Source organism: Vibrio wakamikoensis (assembly GCF_050337275.1).
Taxonomy (GTDB): domain Bacteria; phylum Pseudomonadota; class Gammaproteobacteria; order Enterobacterales; family Vibrionaceae; genus Vibrio; species Vibrio chaetopteri.
Genome location: NZ_JAKJST010000038.1, coordinates 36,046 through 55,242, shown reverse-complemented (window position 1 = coordinate 55,242; position 19,197 = coordinate 36,046). Strand labels below are relative to the sequence as shown.

General features: G+C 47.6%; 18 protein-coding genes, 1 tRNA gene, 1 rRNA gene and 1 riboswitch. Of the genes, 5 read left to right on the top strand and 15 right to left on the bottom strand.

All coding sequences use genetic code 11. From position 1 onward, the window contains the following. Positions 1-29 precede the first annotated feature (29 nt). Together rrf and L4C42_RS20835 are read left to right on the top strand one after the other, a co-directional pair. Positions 30-146: ribosomal RNA gene (rrf, locus tag L4C42_RS20840) — 5S ribosomal RNA — on the top strand. A 40-nt stretch (positions 147-186) separates the two neighbouring features. Then, a tRNA-Asp gene (locus L4C42_RS20835) sits at positions 187-263 on the top strand. Between the two features lie 245 nt (positions 264-508). Here the strand turns inward: L4C42_RS20835 and lysC are convergent. Continuing rightward, positions 509-1,858, bottom strand: a complete 1,350-nt coding sequence (lysC, locus tag L4C42_RS20830; protein WP_353497215.1) for a lysine-sensitive aspartokinase 3 — start codon at positions 1,856-1,858, stop codon at positions 509-511. A gap of 100 nt (positions 1,859-1,958) precedes the next feature. Then, a riboswitch (Lysine riboswitch) is annotated at positions 1,959-2,133 on the bottom strand. A 215-nt stretch (positions 2,134-2,348) separates the two neighbouring features. On the opposite strand from lysC, the gene L4C42_RS20825 reads away from it, so the two are divergent. Further along, on the top strand, positions 2,349-3,467 hold the full coding sequence (locus L4C42_RS20825; protein WP_418641937.1) for a pyridoxal-phosphate-dependent aminotransferase family protein: 1,119 nt from the start codon (positions 2,349-2,351) through the stop codon (positions 3,465-3,467). Positions 3,468-3,572: 105 nt separating this feature from the next. Here L4C42_RS20825 and L4C42_RS20820 read toward each other — a convergent pair whose 3' ends face one another. From L4C42_RS20820 to pepA, 3 genes are all read right to left on the bottom strand, one after another. Then, a complete protein-coding gene (locus L4C42_RS20820) occupies positions 3,573-6,431 on the bottom strand; it encodes a valine--tRNA ligase (RefSeq protein ID WP_418641938.1) in 2,859 nt (952 codons plus the stop codon). A 98-nt stretch (positions 6,432-6,529) separates the two neighbouring features. Next, entirely contained in the window at positions 6,530-6,985 is a 456-nt protein-coding gene (locus L4C42_RS20815; RefSeq protein ID WP_353497214.1) for a DNA polymerase III subunit chi, read from the bottom strand. A 72-nt stretch (positions 6,986-7,057) separates the two neighbouring features. After that, a complete protein-coding gene (pepA, locus tag L4C42_RS20810) occupies positions 7,058-8,566 on the bottom strand; it encodes a leucyl aminopeptidase (protein ID WP_353497213.1) in 1,509 nt (502 codons plus the stop codon). 191 nt (positions 8,567-8,757) lie between these two features. Between pepA and lptF the strand changes: the two genes are divergently transcribed. Together lptF and lptG are read left to right on the top strand one after the other, a co-directional pair. Continuing rightward, entirely contained in the window at positions 8,758-9,876 is a 1,119-nt protein-coding gene (gene lptF, locus L4C42_RS20805) for an LPS export ABC transporter permease LptF (RefSeq protein WP_429761697.1), read from the top strand. A gap of 2 nt (positions 9,877-9,878) precedes the next feature. Next, positions 9,879-10,949, top strand: a complete 1,071-nt coding sequence (gene lptG / locus L4C42_RS20800; RefSeq protein WP_353497211.1) for an LPS export ABC transporter permease LptG — start codon at positions 9,879-9,881, stop codon at positions 10,947-10,949. 33 nt (positions 10,950-10,982) lie between these two features. Here lptG and mgtE read toward each other — a convergent pair whose 3' ends face one another. From mgtE to L4C42_RS20745, 11 genes are all read right to left on the bottom strand, one after another. After that, positions 10,983-12,341, bottom strand: coding sequence for a magnesium transporter (gene mgtE, locus L4C42_RS20795; RefSeq protein ID WP_353497210.1), 1,359 nt, complete (start codon positions 12,339-12,341; stop codon positions 10,983-10,985). 123 nt (positions 12,342-12,464) lie between these two features. Next, entirely contained in the window at positions 12,465-12,740 is a 276-nt protein-coding gene (locus L4C42_RS20790; RefSeq protein ID WP_112478598.1) for an HPr family phosphocarrier protein, read from the bottom strand. 8 nt (positions 12,741-12,748) lie between these two features. Next, positions 12,749-13,606, bottom strand: a complete 858-nt coding sequence (rapZ, locus tag L4C42_RS20785; protein WP_353497209.1) for an RNase adapter RapZ — start codon at positions 13,604-13,606, stop codon at positions 12,749-12,751. Between the two features lie 18 nt (positions 13,607-13,624). After that, positions 13,625-14,071, bottom strand: coding sequence for a PTS IIA-like nitrogen regulatory protein PtsN (ptsN, locus tag L4C42_RS20780; RefSeq protein WP_353497208.1), 447 nt, complete (start codon positions 14,069-14,071; stop codon positions 13,625-13,627). A 1-nt stretch (position 14,072) separates the two neighbouring features. Continuing rightward, entirely contained in the window at positions 14,073-14,360 is a 288-nt protein-coding gene (gene hpf / locus L4C42_RS20775) for a ribosome hibernation promoting factor (RefSeq protein ID WP_353497207.1), read from the bottom strand. A gap of 25 nt (positions 14,361-14,385) precedes the next feature. Next, positions 14,386-15,852 (bottom strand): RNA polymerase factor sigma-54, encoded by a 1,467-nt coding sequence (locus L4C42_RS20770; protein WP_353497206.1) that lies wholly within the window; start codon positions 15,850-15,852, stop codon positions 14,386-14,388. Between the two features lie 46 nt (positions 15,853-15,898). After that, entirely contained in the window at positions 15,899-16,624 is a 726-nt protein-coding gene (gene lptB / locus L4C42_RS20765) for an LPS export ABC transporter ATP-binding protein (protein ID WP_112478597.1), read from the bottom strand. A gap of 8 nt (positions 16,625-16,632) precedes the next feature. Beyond that, complete coding sequence (lptA, locus tag L4C42_RS20760) at positions 16,633-17,130, bottom strand: lipopolysaccharide transport periplasmic protein LptA (protein ID WP_112478596.1); 498 nt, start codon at positions 17,128-17,130, stop codon at positions 16,633-16,635. Beyond that, complete coding sequence (lptC, locus tag L4C42_RS20755) at positions 17,111-17,674, bottom strand: LPS export ABC transporter periplasmic protein LptC (protein ID WP_353497205.1); 564 nt, start codon at positions 17,672-17,674, stop codon at positions 17,111-17,113. The genes lptA and lptC overlap by 20 nt, the downstream gene beginning before the upstream one ends. Next, positions 17,671-18,228: a 3-deoxy-manno-octulosonate-8-phosphatase KdsC gene (kdsC, locus tag L4C42_RS20750; protein WP_353497204.1), complete on the bottom strand. Its 558-nt coding sequence runs from the start codon at positions 18,226-18,228 to the stop codon at positions 17,671-17,673. Before kdsC ends, lptC begins: the two co-directional genes overlap by 4 nt. Further along, on the bottom strand, positions 18,228-19,196 hold the full coding sequence (locus L4C42_RS20745; protein WP_353497203.1) for a KpsF/GutQ family sugar-phosphate isomerase: 969 nt from the start codon (positions 19,194-19,196) through the stop codon (positions 18,228-18,230). Before L4C42_RS20745 ends, kdsC begins: the two co-directional genes overlap by 1 nt. Position 19,197: the final 1 nt, after the last annotated feature.

Here is a 19,197-nt window from a genome sequence, read left to right as displayed (position 1 = left end):
CAGAAAATCTGAAGGCAAAACAGAATTTGCTTGGCGACCATAGCGTTGTGGACCCACCTGATTTCCATGCCGAACTCAGAAGTGAAACGCAATAGCGCCGATGGTAGTGTGGGGTTTCCCCATGTGAGAGTAGGACATCGCCAGGCTTTGAATTTTGGACACTTGCAATAGCAAGTATGCCACTGCGGAGTGGTAGTTCAGTTGGTTAGAATACCGGCCTGTCACGCCGGGGGTCGCGGGTTCGAGTCCCGTCCACTCCGCCACTTATTAGAAAACCCGATGCGAAAGCGTCGGGTTTTTTATTATCTAAAATTTGGTTGCTTCCTTTTTAAAGGAAGTCGAGTCCCGGTTGATGGCAACCCCCGCCACTCCGCCACTTATACTAAGCCCTAGACTGGGCGTCCCCGTCGAAAGACTAGGGCTTTTTTACGTCTTTAGCTTTTTGAAGCTCAATCCAATAGATGCAAAAAAGGCGGTATTTCTACCGCCTTTGTTTAATGTTTATCGTCTATTCAAACAAATCTTCGTGCAATGCTTTTACTGCATCCTTCGCTTCGCCTTCGTCTAGAAGGAAGCAAAGGTTGTGAGGGCTAGCGCCGTAGCAAATCATGCGGATATTTAAGCTGTCTAGAGTATCGAATACTTCCGCTGCCGAGCCTTTGGTTTCGCTCATGTTGTTGCCGATTAGTGCAACAAGGCTGAGCCCTTGTTTTACTTCAACAGTACAAAGCTGCTCCAGCTCTTGCTGTGCTTCAAGTGGGAGCTCTGGCGCGCCGCCACCGGTATCTGTTTGGTCAAGAGTCAACGAGACGCTGACTTCAGACGTCGTCACGAGATCTACAGAAATCTTGTGCTTGGCAAGCACAGTAAACACGTTTGCCAAGAAGCCATAGGCTTGGAACATGCGAGGGTTTCGCAGTGTTACCATGGTTTGGTTATTGCGTAGAGCTAGCGCGCGGAATAAAGGCGCGCTCTCTACCGTTTGTCGTACCCAAGTGCCGCCTTCTTGTGGCGCTTTTGATGAACCAACAAAGACTGGGATCTGGTGGCGAAGCGCTGGCAGTAGTGTTGAAGGGTGAAGAATTTTAGCACCGAAATTCGCCATCTCAGAGGCTTCACTGAAGCTGATCTCTGGGATTGGACGAGCGTTTGGTGCAATGCGTGGGTCAGTAGTGTAGATGCCTGGTACATCTGTCCAGATTTCCAGACCTGCAGCTTCTACTGCTTCAGCAATCAGTGCTGCGCTGTAATCACTACCGCCACGACCTAGTGTGGTAGTCTCGCCATCTTCATCTGAACCGATGAAGCCCTGCGTAACTACAACGTGTTGCTTGCAAAGCGGAACCAGCTTCTCGCTAGCTGCTGCTTTGGTCGCTTCGATATTGGGTTCTGCTTTTCCGTAATCACTGTCAGTCTTAAGCGCTTCACGAATATCAAAACGTACGGCATCTATGCCACGTTCTTGCATTAAGCGAGTAAGAATGTGCGTTGACATACGCTCGCCACATGCCACTAGGTGATCGGTCAGCTTTGGAGTAGCGGCAATGCATGCCGCTTCAGAAAGCGTCGCTACCTTTTCAATTAAAGCGTCAACACGCGCTTCAATAGAGCTGACGTCATTGAGCTTTGACATAATGTCAGTATGGATATCGCGAAGTTTGCTTATTAGCTCGGCACGATGAGTTTCGTCTTTAACGCCGTTAGCGAGCTCAACCAAGATGTTGGTCACGCCTGAGCAAGCGCTACTCACCACCAATTTGGTTTGCGGGTTATTTTCGATGATTTCGGCACAACGGCTCATGGCTTCGAAGTTGGCGACGCTTGTTCCGCCAAATTTAGCTACATTGAATGCGCTCACAGTGTTTCTCCAGGACTTCCAGTTTAAAGTTTAAGGTTGGTAACCCAACATCCGATGTTTGAAGAGAGAAATAGAGCAGAGGAATCTGAATATTAGAATAGACCTCAGAAGCTCTTCACCAAATATTGGTGACAGTTAAAGGGATTCAGCCCGTTTAACCGACAAACTAAATCCGACAATTTTAGTTCATCTCGGCACTGCTCCCCATGAGTGAATTGTATTGAAGTTGCGGCTTCACAAATCACTTGCCTGGGCAATGCTCCTCTTCCGCTGTAGTATCGAGAACGTCAATGAAAACGATTGGCTACAGATAGTGTGTTTATTCAACGTTTTTGCGTGTCAAAAGTCAATGGATGTTTATGCATTTCACATGAAAAACTTGAGTGGTTGGATGTTGCAAAAATGTTGTTTTTTCGCCATTGTAGATCGCATTAACGTCCAACGTGATGTTTTTCCCAACAACTACAATAACCTAATAGGATAACTGTCCATGACCATTTCAAGCTTTGTGCCCCCTCACCGAACCCTAATGGGACCTGGCCCATCTGATATCTATCCGCAAGTATTGCAAGCATTGAGCCGTCCAACGATTGGCCACCTTGACCCGCTATTTATCGGTATGATGGATGAGCTGAAAGTGCTGCTAAAATATGCATTCCAAACTGAGAACGAGTTTACAATCGCGGTTTCTGCTCCCGGTAGTGCAGGCATGGAGACTTGCTTTGTAAACTTAGTCGAGCCAGGTGATAAGGTTATCGTGTGCCGCAATGGTGTGTTTGGTGAGCGCATGCGTGAAAATGTGGTTCGCTGCGGCGGCGAGCCGATTGTTGTGGATGATGAGTGGGGAGCACCTGTTTCGGTGTCTAAAGTCGAACAGGCGATTGCTGAACATCCCGATGCGAAGATCCTTTCGTTTGTGCATGCTGAAACCTCTACAGGCGCAGTGAGTGATGCGAAGGTGCTAGGTGCGCTTGCTAAGCAGCACAACATGCTATCTATCGTGGATGCAGTGACCTCGCTCGGTGGTGTGCCGCTTTTAGTCGATGAGTGGCAGTTGGATGCAGTGTACTCTGGTAGCCAGAAGTGCCTCTCTTGTGTTCCTGGTTTGTCACCAGTAACTCTGTCCCCTGCAGCTATTGAAGTGATTAAGTCTCGACGAGCACCTGTTCAGAGTTGGTTCTTGGATCAGAGCTTGGTGTTAGGTTACTGGAGTGGGGAAGGTAAGCGCAGTTATCATCACACGGCGCCAGTAAACAGCCTTTACGCGCTTCATGAGTCATTGGTACTTTTGAAAAACGAAGGTCTAGAGGATGCATGGCAGCGCCATAAAGATATGCATATGCTGCTGCGTGAAGGGTTGGAAAACCTAGGTCTGAGCTTTGTGGTTGAAGAGAAAAGTCGTCTACCACAACTTAATGCTGTCTATCTTCCAGAAGGCGTGGATGATGCCGCAGTAAGATCGCAGCTTTTAGAAGAATACAACCTTGAGATCGGTGCGGGTCTTGGTGCGCTCGCAGGAAAAGCATGGCGTATCGGCTTGATGGGTTATGGAGCCAGAAGAGAGAACGTTGCGCTTTGTTTGAAGGCGCTTGAGACTGTGTTGAAGTAGTCTTTGTAACTCTAGATAACTGACGTCAAACCCTGTCCACTGACGTTGAAAACAAAAAAAGCCGAGAGTATTACCACTCTCGGCTTATGTTTTTAGGTTTACTAATTATAGCGCAGCAATAGTTTGCTTTTGCTCTTCAAGTTTAACTAGCGTTTCTTTGTAGCCTTCTAGCTTCTCACGCTCTTTAGCAACAACCGCTTCAGGCGCTTTTGCCACGAAGCCTTCGTTGCCTAGCTTACCTTCGATACGCTTGATCTCGCCTTGAGTTTTAGCGATCTCTTTCGCTAGACGATCTAGCTCGGCATCTTTGTCGATCAGACCTGCCATTGGGATCATCAGCTCTGATTTACCAACCAGTGCGGTTGCACATGCTGGTGTCTCTTCGCCTTCTGCCAGTACCTTGATGCCTTCTAGTTTAGCAAGCGAAGCGAGTACTGCTTTGTTTGCTTCTAGGCGCGATGCGTCTTTCTCATCAGCAACTTTTAGCATCACGTCCAGACCTTTGCTTGGTGCAATGTCGTATTCTGCACGAAGGTTACGGATGCTAGTGATGAATGCTTTCACCCACTCGATGTCATCAAGCGCTTCTTGGTTGAAGTTAGCTTCTTCAAACTGAGGCAGAGCTTGAAGCATAATTGTGTCGCCTTCAACACCGTCTACTAGCGGCTTCACGCTTTGCCAGATAGTTTCAGTGATGTATGGCAGTACTGGATGAGCTAGACGAAGCGTCTTCTCAAGTACCGTGATCAGCGTTCGACGCGTACCACGTTGCTGAGCTTCGTTGCCTTTCCAAAGAACCGGCTTCGTGAGCTCTAGGTACCAGTCACAGAATTGGTTCCAGATGAACTCATAGATAGTGTTCGCTGCCATGTCTAGACGGTAGTTGTCTAGGTGAGCGTTAAACTCTTTTGCTGCTAGCTCAAACTGAGATTCGATCCACTTGTCTGCTAGTGAATACTCGATGTCACCTTCGCCGAAGCCACAATCTTGGTCTTCAGTGTTCATCAGTACGTAACGGCTTGCATTCCACAGCTTGTTACAGAAGTTACGGTAACCTTCAAGACGCTTCATATCCCAGTTGATATCGCGACCGGTAGATGCCATTGCTGCTAGGGTAAAGCGAAGTGCGTCAGTACCGTAAGGTTCAATGCCATCTTCGAATGTCTTACGAGTGTTCTTCTCGATTTTCTTCGCTAGTTGAGGCTGCATCATGTTACCAGTGCGCTTCTCAACCAAAGACTCTAGGTCAATACCATCAATCATATCGATTGGGTCAAGTACGTTACCTTTCGACTTAGACATCTTGTCGCCGTTCTCGTCACGGATTAGGCCCGTAACGTAAACCGTCTTAAATGGTACTTGTGGCTTACCATTTTCATCTTTACAGAAGTGCATGGTCATCATGATCATGCGTGCAACCCAGAAGAAGATGATGTCGAAACCGGTGACCAGTACATCTGACGGGTGGAAAGTTTTCAGATCATCTGTATTTTCTGGCCAGCCTTGTGTGCCGAATGTCCAAAGTGCTGAAGAGAACCAGGTATCCAGTACATCGTCGTCTTGGCGCAGCACGACAACAGGAGCTAGACCGTTCTTCTCACGAACTTCTTCTTCAGTGCGACCTACGTAGACATTACCGTCATTGTCGTACCATGCAGGGATACGGTGACCCCACCATAGCTGACGAGAGATACACCAGTCTTGAATGTCGCGCATCCAAGAGAAGTACATGTTTTCGTATTGCTTAGGTACGAACTGGATTTCGCCGTCTTCAACCGCTTTGGTCGCTGTTTCAGCAAGAGGTGCAGTGCGAACGTACCATTGGTCAGTTAGCATTGGCTCGATAACCACGCCGCCACGGTCACCATAAGGGACTGTTAGGTCGTGATCTTTGATCTCTTCAAGAAGACCCAGTTCTTCTAACTCTGCCACGATTGCTTTACGAGCAGCAAAGCGCTCCATGCCGTGGTATTTCGCAGGAAGCTCTGTTGCGTATGCATCGCATGCTTCACCGTTGGTGTTAAACACTTCAGCGGCGTCACGAATATTCGCATCGAAGGTTAGGATGTTGATCATCGGTAGTTGATGACGTTTACCTACTTCGTAGTCATTGAAGTCGTGTGCTGGCGTGATCTTCACACAACCCGTGCCTTTTTCCATATCGGCATGCTCATCACCCACGATAGGGATGCGGCGATCAACGATAGGAAGCAGGATTTCTTTGCCGATAAGATCTTTGTAGCGTGGATCTTCTGGGTTTACGGCAACACCAGTATCACCCAGCATGGTTTCTGGACGAGTGGTTGCAACAACGATGTAGTCTTTGCCTTCAGTGGTTTTAACGCCATCCGCTAGTGGGTAGCGGAAGTGCCACATGTGGCCTTTTTTGTCTTTGTTTTCTACTTCTAGATCTGAGATTGCAGTGTGCAGTTTTGGATCCCAGTTAACCAGACGCTTACCGCGGTAGATGAGATCGTCTTCGTATAGGCGAACAAATACTTCTTGAACGGCGTTCGACAGGCCGTCATCCATAGTAAAGCGCTCACGATCCCAGTCTACAGAAGCACCTAGGCGACGAAGCTGTTTGGTGATAGTGCCACCAGACTCGCCTTTCCATTCCCAGATTTTGTCGATGAACGCATCACGACCGTAATCGTGCTTAGTTTTACCTTCTTCAGCAGCAATCTTGCGCTCAACTACCATTTGCGTTGCGATACCAGCGTGGTCGGTACCTACCTGCCAAAGCGTGTTTTTGCCTTTCATGCGCTCAGCACGGATCAGAGTATCCATGATGGTATCTTGGAAAGCGTGACCCATGTGTAAGCTACCAGTGACGTTCGGTGGCGGGATCATGATGCTGTATGATTCTTTAGATGTGTCACCGTGTGGCTTAAAGTAGCCTTTCTCTTCCCAAGCTTGGTACAGAGCTTGTTCGATAGATTGTGGGTTATATGTCTTTTCCATAGCTTTCTGGATACTTACTTTAATCTGTGAAAGAAATTTGCCAAACCTTATAAATAAACGCAGATAGAATCACGCTTACTTATAAGGATTGACCTTGATTAGGATTCTGAATGTTGAATCTCAATGGTTTGTAGCTGATAGCCCGCTTGACGGTAAATTTTATACCTTTCTCGCGCAACTTGCTTAGCTTTTTCTTCGCAAGGGACGAAGTCTACCACTTGACCAAAGGAGTTCGCAAAGGTTGCGTGACTATTGGCCATATTTATTACCAATTGACGGTTCCAGCTGGGTTTAAGGCCCTCAAAACCAATTTCAACAGGCGTGCCATTCTTGGGACCTTCGCCCACCAAATTATGAGCGATGAACTGCTCTGGTGAGACTTGCCAGAAGAGTTCCGCTACCGCTTCCGCGTGCTGTCTATCGGTGCAATTGATGTAGAGTTTGGCACCTTGCCCTACGAAATGACGACTGAGAAAGTGCACATAAGCAAACCAGCCTTGCTGTGTCGCTTGTTCGGAGTCTTCTCCAATAATGTAGAATGTTGCAGTATTCATATCGTGACTTCTGTATACAAAAGAGTTGCTGGTGCCCAAAACTAAAAAAGGGCCTTGCGGCCCTTTTTTTGATTACTCTTCAGTCTCTTGGCCACTGCGGTTAAGCAAGAATTGGACAAGCATTGAGACTGGACGGCCGGTAGAGCCTTTCGCTTTACCCGACTTCCATGCTGTACCCGCGATATCTAGATGAGCCCAGTGGTACTTCTTCGCAAATCGCGATAGGAAGCAGCCAGCTGTAATAGTGCCGCCAGGACGACCGCCGATGTTTGCCATGTCTGCAAACGGGCTTGCTAGCTGTTCTTGGTACTCGTCAGCCATAGGTAGACGCCAAGCGCGGTCACCCGCTTGCTCAGAAGCATTAACTAGCTCGTGAGAAAGTGGGTTGTGGTTAGAGATAACGCCGCTGATGTGGTGACCTAGAGCGATCACACAAGCGCCTGTTAGCGTAGCCACGTCAACCACACACTCTGGCTCATAGCGCTCTACATACGTCAGTGCGTCACACAGTACCAGGCGGCCTTCTGCGTCAGTGTTTAGCACTTCAACCGTTTGACCTGACATGGTAGTTAGGATGTCGCCTGGACGGTAAGCGTTGCTACCTGGCATGTTTTCACAGCCCGCAAGGATACCAATAACATTGATAGGCAGGTTTAGCTTCGCAAGTGCTTTCATTGTACCCATTACAGATGCCGCACCACACATGTCGTACTTCATCTCATCCATGCCCTCACCAGGCTTAAGTGAGATACCGCCTGAATCGAAAGTCAAACCTTTACCAACCAAAACAATCGGCTTTGCTTCGGACTCTGGGTTGCCCTTGTACTCCATGATAGACATCATAGATTCATTTTTAGAGCCACGACCTACCGCTAGGTAAGAGGTCATGCCCAGTTTTTCCATCTCTTGCTCACCGATGATCTTAGTCGTTACGGTTTCGTAATCATCTGCGAGACGACGAGCTTGAGAAGCAAGGTAAGCTGGATTCGCAATGTTTGGTGGCATGTTGCCAAGATCTTTGGATGTTTTCACGCCTGATGCAATCGCTAGACCGTGGGCAATCGCTTTTTCGCCTAGGTTTAGTTCACGGCGAGTTGGTACGTTAAATACCAGTTTGCGAAGTGGACGGCGAGTTTCTGGCTTGCTGCTCTTAAATTGATCGAAGGTATAAAGACCATCTTTGGTCGCTTCCACAGCCTGACGCACTTTCCAATACGTGTCGCGGCCTTTAACGTGAAGCTCAGTCAGGAAGCAAACGGCTTCCATTGAACCTGTTTCGTTCAGCGTGCTGATGGTTTTTTGGATAATTTCTTTGTATTGACGCTCGCCAAGCTCGCGTTCTTTACCACAACCAACAAGAAGCACACGCTCCGACAGTACTCCAGGTACTTGGTGCAAAAGAAGCATTTGGCCTGGCTTACCCTCAAGGTCGCCACGGCGAAGCAGTGAGCTGATATAGCCATCACTGATTTTGTCCAGTTGCTCTGCAACTGGAGAGAGACGACGTGGCTCAAAAACGCCAACTACGATGCAAGCACTGCGCTGCTTCTCTGGGCTGCCACTTTTTACACTAAACTCCATGCGTACTCCTACATCCTAAAGACAAATAGAACTAAATGTTAGATAATCGATTATTAGTGTTTGAATTTTATGTGCCAGTTCGGCCTATAATCTAAAGATAAGAATCGATCAAAAAAGTAAAAAATAAAAGGTTTATCCGAAAACTATAGCGATTCAATCAAAAAAACAAGTTTTGTATAGGTGTTTTCACTGTGATTATTGTTAGATATTTGATCAGAGAAACAGTTAAGAGCCAATTAGCTATCTTTTTAGTGCTCTTTCTCGTGTTTTTCAGTCGTCAATTTATCCAAGTGCTTGCTGATGCGTCGGATGGAGATATTCCCGCCGGGTTGATTATGACGTTGGCGGGGATCAGCATGCCAACCATGGGGCTGTTAATGTTCCCACTGAGTATCTATATCGGTATTTTGGTGACATTTGGCCGTCTTTACGCCGAGAGTGAAATCACGGTCATGAACGCGACCGGCATTGGTAATAAATTTTTGATCCGTGCGGCGATGTATCTGGCGGTGATCACTACGTCTTTAGCGGCATTTAATGCATTTTGGCTAGCACCTTGGACTCAAGAGCAAGAAGTGCAGATCCGTGAAAAACTGGCTTCGGAAAACTCAGTTGAGCTCATTCAAACGGGTAGCTTCCAGCGCACGCCAGATGGTTCTTCTGTGGTGTTTATCGACGATATTCGTGATCGTAAACTCGATAACGTATTTGTCGCGCAGCTTAGTCCGAGAGATTCAGTGTTGCCGAGCGTGATTGCTGCTCAATCCGGCGAAGTGAAAGAGTTGAGCGATGGCAGGCAGGTTATCGCTTTGTATGACGGTACGCGTTATGAAGGCGTGCCTACACGGCTAGAGTATATGATAACGGAGTTTTCTGAGTATGAAGGGGTGATTGGCCAGCGTGAAGTGCAGCCAAGAGGTCGTTCATGGATGGCGATTCCAACGCTGGATTTGCTCTCTGATCCCGCGCCTAAAGCGCAAGCAGAGCTTCATTGGAGACTATCCCTGGTGGTGTGTATTCCATTGCTGACCATGCTGGTGGTACCGCTGTCAGCGGTGAACCCAAGGCAAAGTAAGTTTGCCAAGGTGGGGCCGGCGATATTCGTTTATTTCGCTTACTTTATGGCGATCAGTGCGATGAAATCGGCACTAGAAGATGGCGCATTCCCAACCTACATTGGTCTGTGGCCGGTGAATTTTGCCTTGTTGGTCGCAGCGATTAGTGTCAATACTTGGGATACCGTACCTGTGAGACGAGTCCGAGAAAAGTGGCGTCGCAAAAGACGCGGTAAGCCGCAAGAGGTAGCGTAAACGTGTTTCGAATTTTAGATGTCTATGTTGGCCGAACCATTATTACCACTATCTTGTTGGTACTGTCGGTGTTTGTTGGTTTGTCGGCGGTGATCAAGTTTGTCGAGCAGCTGCGCTCTGTTGGTGAAGGTAGCTATGACATGCTGGCGGCCATGTACTTTGTACTGCTAGGTATGCCACGTGATGTGGAGCTGTTCTTCTCCATGGCTGCGCTGCTTGGCTCGCTTATTGGTCTTGGTATGTTGGCCAGTAGCTCTGAGCTTGTGGTCATGCAGGCAGCGGGCATTTCCAAAATGCGCATCGGCTTTTCGGTGCTAAAGACCGCAGTACCTTTAATGCTCGCGGTGATGGCGCTTGGAGAGTGGGGTGCTCCTACCACCCAGCAAATGGCTCGTGATCTAAGGATGCAGTCTATTACTGGGGGCAGTATTGTCTCAGTGCGAAATGGGGTTTGGGCGCGCGATGCCAATGACTTTATATTTATTTCTAAGGTTGATGGCGAATCTATTTATGGCTTGAATCTGTGGCGCTTCGATACTGATAAGCACTTGGTGACAACAATATACGCCGATCGCGCAGACTATCTGGGTAATAACAGTTGGCAGATGCACGACATTCAGGTGACGGACATGTCTGACAGCGTCGTACTGAGTAAAGAGACCATCGATAGCCAAGAGTGGCAAACATCGCTAGTGCCTGACAAGTTAGCGATTGTGACGGTTGATCTAAATGAGCTGCCGTTGAGTGGACTTTGGGATTACACCCAATACCTAAAAGACTCTGAGCAAGATGCGTCACGCTATGAACTGGCCTTTTGGCGTAAGGCAACGCAGCCTATATCGGTGGCTGTAATGATGTTGATGGCGCTCTCTTTCGTCTTCGGTCCACTGCGCAGTGTGACTATGGGTGCGCGGATCTTATCGGGTGTAATAGCGGGTTTTACCTTCTATATTTCTAGTGAGTTCTTTGGTCCGGTGAGTTTGGTGTATGGCATGTCACCGCTGTTTGGTGCTCTGGGGCCGAGCCTAGTGTTCCTCACCATTGCATTGCTGTTGTTAAGAAGAAAGTTATAGATAAAAAAGAAGGCTCCGATGGAGCCTTCTTTTTTATGCAATCATGATAGTGGCGAGACCTAAGAATACCGAGAGGCCAACGACATCGGTGATGGTCGTCAGTGCCATACCTCCGGCTAGTGCTGGGTCGATGTTCATCTTCTTGAGTAGAATAGGGATAGTTACCCCTGCGACACCAGCAACAAGTAAGTTTGTCATCATCGCAGCTGAAATAATGCCGCCAAGCATCCAATCACCTTTCCATGCAACGACGATACCACCTATGATCAACGCCCAAAGGATCCCGTTAAGAAAACCTATCGCTGCTTCTTTTAAGAGTAACTCTCTACGGTTACTTTCGCCAATGTGACCCAATGCTAAGCCGCGGATCACCAGTGCCACTGTTTGGTTACCAGCGACACCACCCATAGATGGCACTATGGTCATCAATACTGCGATGGCGGCCATTTGCTCAAGAGTAGCCTCAAACATGTTGGACACCGAAGCAGCGGCAAGCGCAGCCAGTACATTAGCGCCAAGCCAAACACTGCGTCGTCTAGCGGATTTTACCACTGGAGCGAATGTGTCTTCGTCATCGTCCATCCCCGCCATGCTCATCATGGAGTGTTCAGCGTCTTCACGAATAATGTCGACTACGTCATCGATGGTAATGCGACCGACAAGGTGGTGGTCACTATCCACTACCGGTGCGGATACCCAGTCACGGCGTTCAAATAATGAGGCGACATCGGAATCGCTGGTTTCAACATGGATAGCTTCATCGGCGTCATCCATTACGTCACTGACTTTGATATCGGGTTGAGTAGTTAACAAAGTGGTCAGAGAAAGGTGACCAATCAGCATATCTTCTTCATCAATAACATAGAGCGCATCGGTAGCCTCTGGTAGCTCGCCTTTCATGCGCAGATAACGTAGAACTACATCGACATCAACATCACCACGAATGGTGATAACGTCGGTATTCATGATACCGCCGGCGGTATCCTCAGGATAAGAAAGGGCGGTCTCGACGCGCAAGCGATCTGCCGTGTCCATTTGCGATAGGACTTCACGGGAAACATCGTCAGGAAGGCTACGAAGGACATAAGCCACATCATCGGTGTCCATGCCTTCGGTCGCTTCAGCAAGCTTCTCTGGCGCCATTTTCGAGACTAAGGCATCTTTAACATCCTCGTTAAGTTCATCGAGGATTTCGCCGTAATCTTCAGGGTCAGTCAGCTGCCACAATACCTCACGGCTTTTGCGTGGTGAGGCCTCTAAAAGATGGGCAATATCTTCAGGCTCCATGTCCTGAAGTTGTCTACGAACGAATACGAAGCGGCCGTTTTCCAGCGCTTCTGTGACTTCTTGGAGGGTTTGGTGAGCTTGATCGAATTCTATTTGCTCTGCCATGGATGCCCCCTACACTCAACTGCTTGTTAATGTACTGAATAGTAGCCTAATTCTGCTTGTTAATTAATAACAAGTTATCAATGGCGAGAAAGTTTTTTGTCTGGAGTAGGCCAGGGAAGGAGGTTACTCGTCTTCGTCGAACCGGTGTTCGACCAAATCACAGACGGCATTGAGTGCTGCTTCAGCCTGAGAACCTGTTGCTTTGATGGTGATGTTCTCACCTTGCGCTGATTCAAGCATCAATAATCCCATCACGCTATCAGCTGTGGCTTCTTTCTGTTCGTGGTTACAGATGGTCACTGTTGCATCAAAGCTCTGCGCTAACTCAACCAGTTTGACCGCTGCGCGGGCGTGTAGACCAAGACGATTAAGAATAAGCACAGTGCGTGAGTGAGACATTGATGTTCCTATTGGTGTTTTTCGAGTGAAGCGTGACGGATTTTAACCTTATGGCCGAGCTGCTCAAAGTACTCTCCAATTTGCTGTGTAATGTACACTGAGCGGTGTTTGCCACCGGTACAGCCGATTGCCACGGTCAAATAACTGCGATTGTTCTTTTCGAGTAACGGAAGCCAGCGCTCGACAAAGCCTTGGATCTGCTGTCTGAGTTCAATCACATCTGGGTAGGATTCTAGAAATGATTTGATAGGCGCATCTAAGCCGGTCATTGGACGAAGTTCTGGTTGCCAGTGCGGGTTAGGTAAAAAGCGCACATCAAACACGTAGTCCGCGTCATTTGGCATACCGTATTTAAACCCGAAGGACTGAAATACCATCACTAGATCTTTCTTCTCTTGTCCTTCAATCTGAAAGCGAATGGTTTCACTCAGGTCATGAATAGACTGTTCGCTAGAGTCGATGACGAAATCGGCTTGTTCTTTGATCGGTGCGAGCAGTGTGTGCTCTAAATCGATCGCTTGCTCAAGAGAAAGTTTGTCTTCACGCTGCGACAGTGGGTGAATACGTCGTGTTTCACTATAGCGAGTAAGCAGCACAGACTTGCTGGCATCAAGAAACAGCAGCTTGACGTCATGCTTTAGCGAAAGCTGATCCAAAGTCAGTGATAGCTGAGCAAGATTTTTAGGTAGGTTTCTAATGTCGATACTCACTGCGACACTTTGCTGTGTGTCTTGGCTTGAATCAACAAATGGGCCGAGAAGGTCGACGGGAAGATTGTCGACGCAGTAGTAGCCAGAGTCTTCTAAGACTCGCAAGGCGACGCTTTTGCCAGCCCCTGAGTGTCCACTTACCACAACCAAACGCATGTCTGCTGGTTTCCTTGATCAGTGACTAACAATAATGTCGTAAAGCTCTTGATCGCTTTGAGCATTACGAAGTTGTTTTAGAACCGCCTTGTCGTTAAGACGCTCTGCCATGCAAGAGAGTGTTTTTAGATGCTCTTTACATTGTGCATCTGGCACAAGCAGAGCAAACATAAGATCGACAGGGCGATTATCGATAGCATCAAAGTCGACGGCATCTTGACATTGAAGCAATACCGCTACGGCTCTGTCGCTATCTTGCATACGAGCGTGCGGGATGGCGATACCATTGCCGATACCTGTGCTGCCGACTTTTTCTCGGCTCAGCATGCACTCGAACAGTTCTGTTGAGTTCTTTCCAGTATGCTGCGCGGCGATTTCGCTAATGATCTCAAGCGCGCGCTTTTTGCTCGTACAAGGGACTGCACTTTTGGTGCAGTCCAGTGTCAATACTTCACTTATTTGCATGTTAGTGATTACTTAACTTTTCTTTGTGCTTATTCAGTTGTCTGGTCAGTTTGTCTACTAACGAGTCAATTGCAGCGTACATACTCTCATCATTGGAGGCTGCGTGAATTTCAGCTTGATTTACGTGGAGCGTAGCTTCGGCGATCTGGTCTAATTTTTCAACTTTTAAAACTACATGAATGTTGTTTATATGCTCAAAAAAGCGCTCGAGCTTCTGAAATTTACTGTGAACGTAGTCTTGCATTGACTCAGTGAGATCAACATGGTGGCCTGTAATTTGAATTTGCATAGACTTTCCTTCTTAGTTAATGACCTTAGAGTAGGCGTTTACGCTGACTGGATGGGGCGATGCCCAACGATTCACGGTATTTCGCTATGGTTCGCCTAGCGACCTGAATTCCTTGGTCAGCGAGTTGAGCTGCGATTTTACTATCGCTCAATGGCTTGGCTGGGTTTTCCACAGCAACAAGCTTCTTGATTAGGGCACGTATAGCGGTTGACGAGCATTCTCCACCATTGTCGGTCGACACATGGCTTGAGAAGAAATATTTGAGCTCGAAGATGCCGCGTGGTGTATGCATATACTTTTGTGTTGTCACACGCGAGATGGTGGATTCATGCATGTCGACCGCGAGTGCAACGTCGTTTAGCACCATTGGCTTCATCGCTTCTTCGCCATATTCGAAGAAATCATGCTGATGTTCCACAATACACTTAGCCACTTTTAATAGGGTTTCATTCCGGCTTTCGAGGCTTTTGATTAGCCATTTCGCTTCTTGAAGGTTAGAGCGAATGTATTGGCTGTCTGCACTGTTGCCGGTACCTAGCTGAGCATACTGCTGATTGACCTTTAGCCTAGGCACACTATCTGGGTTGATCTGCACAACCCATTTACCACGGTCTTTGAACACCGATACATCAGGCACTACATATTCGGTTTCATCTGGGGTGATCTTACTGCCAGGGCGTGGGTCAAGTTGCTGAATCAGCTTCATGACTTCACGTAGTTCCGCTTCTTTAAGTTTGGTCTCTTTAATCACCAACTTGTAGTCACGGTTACCTAACTGGTCAATATGGTGAGTAAGGACTAACTTGGCCTCGGCAAGCCATGGCGTATCTTCAGGGAAGGTCGCAAGTTGTAGCAGTAAGCAGTCTTGAAGGTTGAGAGATGCAATGCCTAGAGGGTCAAATTGCTGAATGCGTTTGCGTACAGCCTCGACTTCATCGAGCTCAACGTCTTCAATATCGACACTTTCTAAAATTTCTTCGCAAGAGAGTGTCAGGTAGCCGTAGTCGTCTACAGCATCAATGATGGCTAGAGCAATGGCGCGATCGGTTTCCGTAAAGGGGGTTAAATCGAGTTGCCACACCAAGTAGTCTTGTAGTGACTGAGTGGTTTCACCCTGATAAATGGGCATGTCATCGTCGACGGCAATGCCGGTATTACCAGTGTTAGCGCTGTAGACATCGTCCCACGTGGTATCCATTTCTAGCTCGTTGGAGATCTCTGATTTTTCAATTTGATCAGAGCTGTCCTTAAGCTCAGGCTCACTGATTATTTCTGCAGTTGGGCTCTCATCTTTGTTCTCAGCAGTGGGCTTGTCGTCATTGCTTACCTCTTCGGCAGATTCTTCAACGTCGAGAAGTGGGTTTGAGTCCAGCGCTTCTTGGATCTCTTGTTGCAAATCAAGCGTCGACAATTGCAGTAAGCGAATTGCTTGCTGCAGCTGTGGCGTCATTGCTAACTGTTGACCTAGCTTGAGTTGTAATGAGGGTTTCATGCAGTGTTATGAGCCTATTATTAATATTGTATCCATGCCTATTAAATCATAGTCTGAATTGTTCACCGAGATAAACCTGCTTTACGTGTTCATTATTGAGAACATCTTCAGGACTTCCCTCCGCGATCAAGTGACCTTGACTCACGATGTAGGCTTTTTCGCAGACATCTAGCGTTTCGCGCACGTTGTGGTCGGTGATGAGTACACCTAACCCTCTGTCGCGTAAGTGTTCGATGATTTTCTTTATATCAATTACAGAAATTGGGTCAACCCCAGCAAAGGGTTCATCAAGCAGGATAAACTGCGGGTTTGCAGCCAGTGCTCTAGCGATTTCTACGCGTCTACGCTCACCGCCAGAGAGCGCCATACCTGCGCTTTTACGAATATGCTGGATATTAAACTCGTCGAGCAAATCTTCGAGTCTGTCCTGTCTTTCTTCTTGAGTCAGTTCGTTGCGCGTTTCCAGTACCGCCATGATGTTGTGTTCAACACTGAGCTTACGGAAGATCGAAGCTTCTTGAGGCAGATAACCGATGCCCATTTTGGCGCGGCTGTGCATAGGTAGAATACTGATGTCATTGCCATCGATGGTGATGCTACCTTCATCACGCGCTACCAGACCAACGATCATGTAGAACGAGGTTGTTTTACCTGCGCCATTTGGGCCGAGTAGTCCGACAATCTGACCAGATTCGACCGATAGGCTTACGTCAGAGACTACTTTGCGGTTTTTGTAGCTTTTCGCCAAATGCGAAGCTTTCAGTAACGCCATATTGGACTCTACTTCTCTTGAACTTGTTGTGGCTGCAACACGGTAGAAACGCGTTCGTTGGCGTTACCGTCAGCAACCAGCTTTTGAGATGAAATTCGGTATTTGATCGTGGTACCACGGATCACACTGTCATCTTGCGACAACATTGCTTGCTTTTTCATCGTTAGCTGATCATCTTTTAGTGAGTAGTGAAGCTCTTTGGCTTCGCCATACAAGGTTTTACCATCGTCAGTTAACTGCGAAAAGGTTGCCAGATCACCAAATCCTTGGATCACTTCTATGGTTCCCGTCTGCGGTTCGCGGGTCACGACGATTTTGTCAGCATTAATGTTGATACTGCCTTGCTTTAACTTCACATCGCCCGCAAATGTCACTTTGTTGCTCTTCATATCGAGCTGCTGGGTGTCTGAGTCAATGTATACCGGTTGTTCAGTATCGGTCGACAATGCCAGTGCGGCGGTTGGCAATAGCAGACACAGGCTGAGACTAAGGTGCGAGAGTTTCATATTTACTATTCACTTTGTTGTAAAGTTCCGCGAGATGATTAGCAAAGTTTCCTTTCATTGCATCACCTTGCGTTTCAAATTGTGGACCAAGCATGATCACTTTGTTGTCGGCCCAAAAATCGCGATTTTCGAGCTTGATACTCATGGTTTGCGTCGATAGCGTGTCAAACCCTGACTCAGGGAGCAAGTTTCGGGCAACCACATTATCATGAAGCGTTAACACTTCTTCCTTATCCAATACTGCTGTTTCTGCAGAGATCTCCCACTCTTGGATTTCACCGTTGGCAAAAATACGCACAATGGGTTGTTGGAATACGGTTTCTCCTCGTTTCGAGAAGTGCTCTAGATGCGCAGAGGTGATGCTATAACTGCGGATTCCCGTATCGCTGTAGGAGATATTGTGTAAGTTGGTACCGCTAAACGCCGGCAGTTCAATGTCCGGCTCAATTTGGATGACATTTTTATCATCCTTGCTGTACAGGTAGTAAGCACTACCTGCGATAACAATGGCAAGTAAACTGTAAAGAATACGAGATAAACTCATATACTTAGACCCTTGTGAAGCTCAAGTTCTCCCTTTGATTCTAGGATCAGATCACAGATTTCCCTAACCGCGCCATGTCCACCACGAATCGTTGTTACGTGGTCTGCTTTTTTTGCTAATAGTGGATGACCATCAGCCACACAAATACCGAGGCCAACTTGCGCCATAACAGGCCAGTCGATCAAGTCATCGCCGATGTAAGCGGTATGCTGTGGGACAATGCCTAGCTTGTCGCAAATGTCTTGGTAAGCGACTACTTTGTCATCTTGACCTTGGTAAATCAATGTGATGCCAAGGGCTTTCATACGGTTCTCTACAATCTTTGAGCTACGTCCAGTAATGATGGCCACTTGTACTCCGGCACTCATTAATGCTTTGACACCATAGCCATCACGAGTATGGAACGTCTTTAGCTCCTCACCATCGTTGCCCATGTATATAAGGCCGTCAGAAAACACGCCGTCAACGTCGCAGATTAATAGCTCAATGGCCGCGGCTTTTTCTACCGTCCCTTTACGGATTGGGCCATAAAGTGTTTCAACGCACTCAGACATTACACTACTCCTGCTTTGAGCAAATCATGCATGTTTAATGCACCGACTACTTTGTTTTGTTCCAGTAGAACTAGACCACTAATTTTCTTCGATTGCATCAAGTTTAGTCCTTCTGCCGCCAACATGTTTGGCGTTGCCGTGGTTGGCGTCGTGATCATGACTTCGCCAATGGTCGTCTCGTGAATATCCACGCGTCGATCGAGAATACGGCGTAGATCTCCATCGGTGAAAATACCAAGCAGGGTTTGCTTGTCGTCGACAATGGTCGTCATACCAAGCCCTTTATTGGAGATCTCGAGTAGAGCCTCACGAATTAAAGTGTTCGGGCTGACCATCGGAAGTGCATCACCAGTGTGCATGATATCGCTTAGTTTCAGAAGTAGCTTGCGACCTAGTGCGCCACCTGGATGAGAGAGGGCAAAATCTTCCTCGCTAAAACCGCGAGCTTCAAGCAGCGCCATGGCCAGAGCATCACCCATCACCAGTGTCGCTGTCGAGCTCGACGTAGGAGCAAGCTCTAATGGACAAGCTTCTTTAGGTACCGTGATTTGTAAATGGTAATCGGAAAGCTTACCCATTGTCGATTCTGGCTTACCGGTCATGCTGACGGTAGTAATCCCCAAGCGTTTGAAAACAGGGAACAGACTGATGATTTCATGCGCTTCGCCTGAGTTTGAAATCGCAATCACTAGATCGCGAGCTTCTACCATGCCTAGATCGCCATGGGCCGCTTCACCTGGGTGCACAAAAAACGCCGACGTACCTGTGCTTGCAAGAGTTGCAGCGATTTTCTTACCAATATGCCCAGATTTGCCAATTCCCATCACGATAACTTTACCTTGATGATTCAAAATGGCTTGGCATACCGCTTCAAAATGTCCGTCAAAGTAGCGCTCAATATGCATTAACGCTTGAACTTCGGTATTTAGAACACGTTTGGCACTGCCAATGAAATCAAATTCAGACATA

Bases quoted from the DNA above. Each gene is read 5' to 3' on its own strand.
- kdsC (WP_353497204.1), bottom strand. From the start codon at position 18,228: ATGTCTGAGTGCGTTGAAACACTTTATGGCCCAATCCGTAAAGGGACG.
- L4C42_RS20770 (WP_353497206.1), bottom strand. From the start codon at position 15,852: ATGAAACCCTCATTACAACTCAAGCTAGGTCAACAGTTAGCAATGACG.
- lptB (WP_112478597.1), bottom strand. From the start codon at position 16,624: ATGGCGTTACTGAAAGCTTCGCATTTGGCGAAAAGCTACAAAAACCGC.
- pepA (WP_353497213.1), bottom strand. From the start codon at position 8,566: ATGGAGTTTAGTGTAAAAAGTGGCAGCCCAGAGAAGCAGCGCAGTGCT.
- L4C42_RS20825 (WP_418641937.1), top strand. From the start codon at position 2,349: ATGACCATTTCAAGCTTTGTGCCCCCTCACCGAACCCTAATGGGACCT.
- L4C42_RS20745 (WP_353497203.1), bottom strand. From the start codon at position 19,196: ATGTCTGAATTTGATTTCATTGGCAGTGCCAAACGTGTTCTAAATACC.
- lptC (WP_353497205.1), bottom strand. From the start codon at position 17,674: ATGAGTTTATCTCGTATTCTTTACAGTTTACTTGCCATTGTTATCGCA.
- hpf (WP_353497207.1), bottom strand. From the start codon at position 14,360: ATGCAAATTCAAATTACAGGCCACCATGTTGATCTCACTGAGTCAATG.
- rapZ (WP_353497209.1), bottom strand. From the start codon at position 13,606: ATGCGTTTGGTTGTGGTAAGTGGACACTCAGGGGCTGGCAAAAGCGTC.
- L4C42_RS20790 (WP_112478598.1), bottom strand. From the start codon at position 12,740: ATGTCTCACTCACGCACTGTGCTTATTCTTAATCGTCTTGGTCTACAC.
- ptsN (WP_353497208.1), bottom strand. From the start codon at position 14,071: ATGCAAATAAGTGAAGTATTGACACTGGACTGCACCAAAAGTGCAGTC.
- lptA (WP_112478596.1), bottom strand. From the start codon at position 17,130: ATGAAACTCTCGCACCTTAGTCTCAGCCTGTGTCTGCTATTGCCAACC.
- L4C42_RS20820 (WP_418641938.1), bottom strand. From the start codon at position 6,431: ATGGAAAAGACATATAACCCACAATCTATCGAACAAGCTCTGTACCAA.
- L4C42_RS20815 (WP_353497214.1), bottom strand. From the start codon at position 6,985: ATGAATACTGCAACATTCTACATTATTGGAGAAGACTCCGAACAAGCG.
- mgtE (WP_353497210.1), bottom strand. From the start codon at position 12,341: ATGGCAGAGCAAATAGAATTCGATCAAGCTCACCAAACCCTCCAAGAA.